This window comes from Citrobacter sp. TBCS-14, assembly GCF_005280805.1.
Lineage (GTDB): Bacteria > Pseudomonadota > Gammaproteobacteria > Enterobacterales > Enterobacteriaceae > Citrobacter > Citrobacter gillenii.
The window spans coordinates 295-577 of record NZ_SZWM01000574.1 but is presented as its reverse complement, the minus strand read 5'-3'; the positions used below and the strand labels follow the sequence as shown (position 1 = coordinate 577).

At 53.7% G+C, this 283-nt stretch carries 1 protein-coding gene; it reads right to left on the bottom strand.

Annotated features, from left to right (window positions below; genetic code table 11):
• Positions 1-171: 171 nt before the first annotated feature.
• Positions 172-283: hypothetical protein (locus tag FDX22_RS31460; RefSeq protein WP_255432985.1), on the bottom strand; the 112-nt coding region annotated here is incomplete at its 5' end.

The window sequence follows — 283 nt, the reverse complement described above, 5'->3', positions numbered from 1 at the left end:
GACCTTCTCGGGCGGAAACTGGCACAGTGTAGCCATATACCTGATTCTTTTTCATGGGGTTCCTCAACATGATACTTGTGGCGTAATCGTGACACAAAGCAGCATCCAGCACCAGCGGCCCGGGCACCAGCAGAAAAAACTGAAATTGAGTCCGGGACGTCTGGTCAGCTATCAGGCATCAGGTTCCAGCATGCCGCGTGACGGGCGTTTATGGCTAAACTGCCAACCCAGCGCGAGGAAGGTGATAAAGCCGATAATGCCGAGCATCACCCAAGGGAGTTCT